Origin of the sequence: Pseudomonas retamae (assembly GCF_043496865.1) — a bacterium.
GTDB lineage: Bacteria > Pseudomonadota > Gammaproteobacteria > Pseudomonadales > Pseudomonadaceae > Aquipseudomonas > Aquipseudomonas retamae.
Genome location: NZ_JBIEIL010000032.1, coordinates 1 through 1,193 on the forward strand (window position 1 = coordinate 1; position 1,193 = coordinate 1,193).

Annotated in this window: 1 protein-coding gene; it reads right to left on the reverse strand. The window is 53.7% G+C overall.

Features of this window, described 5'->3' with window-relative positions; translation table 11 throughout:
• Positions 1–8 precede the first annotated feature (8 nt).
• A protein-coding gene (locus ACGSLL_RS28225) for an IS3 family transposase (protein WP_394508684.1) occupies positions 9–1,192 on the reverse strand; the annotation gives its coding sequence in 2 pieces (ribosomal slippage) (positions 9–928 and positions 928–1,192; 1,185 coding nt in all).
• Position 1,193 lies beyond the last annotated feature (1 nt).

Genomic DNA, 1,193 nt, shown 5'->3' on the forward strand with positions numbered 1-1,193 from the left:
TGCAGTGGTCAACTAATTCCGGACACCTCGATAGGTGGTTTTGACGCCATCGCCCGCTCATAAACGGTCGGTGGCAGATACCCCAGTTTTGAGTGCAGCCGTTCGTTGTTGTAAAACCCAACAATGTACTCGGTGATGTCCCGGATCGCTTCAGCATGGTTGGCGTAGTCACGTCGCCATACCCGTTCCATTTTCAAACTCAGGAAGAAGCGCTCCATCACTGCGTTATCCCAGCAATTACCTTTCCGGCTCATGCTCTGCTGCATGCCGTTTCTTGCCAGTAACTCTCTGTAAGTTGCACTAGCGTATTGGCTGCCCCGATCCGAGTGCGCAATCAAGCCTGGCGGTGGTTGGCGCTGCGCGATGGCCAGTTGCATCGCGCTGCACACCAGCTCAGCCGGCATGTTCGGAGCCATCGACCAGCCCACGATCTTGCGTGAGTACAAGTCCAATACCACGGCCAAATACAACCAGCCACTGCGGGTGCGGATGTAGGTGATGTCAGCCACCCAAGCCTTGTTTGGTGCCACTGGATCAAATTGTCGACTCAGTACGTTCTCTGCAATCGGCAGGTCATGATTACTATCGGTCGTGTGTACAAACTTACGCTTCCAAGCCGAACGCAGCCCGTTAGCCCGCATCAACCGACGGATTTTATACAGCCCGACAAGCATCCCTTTACTGCGCAACGCGTCGCGCAAGGGGCGACTGCCGTAGCAGCCACCACTCTCGGCAAATGACGCCTTGAGTTGCACAACGACGGGACAACTCTGCCGGGCGGGTGCATCAGCACGCTTTTGAAACTCATAAAAGCCCGAACGACTGATGCCCAGTAATCGACAAATATATGCCACTGAACCGACCTTCTTTTGCAGCTGCCGAACCAGTCGATACCTTACTTCAGCTCGCGGGCAAAGAAGGCCGTAGCCTTTTTTAAGATGTCGTTATCCATCTTGAGTTGGCGATTTTCTTGCTCCAATTGCCGGATTCGCTGTTGCTCTGCCGTCAATGGCTTACCGATTCCGGCCTGTCCCAGTTGCTCTGCCTCGTATTGTTGAACCCAGCGTCGAACGGCTGTCTCACCAATGTTCAAATCCTGGCAAACCTGCACAACGGTCAGCCCCTGATCCTTGATCATCTTCACGACTTGCAGCTTAAAACTGTCGTCGAATGCTCTGCGTTTTTTGGTCATG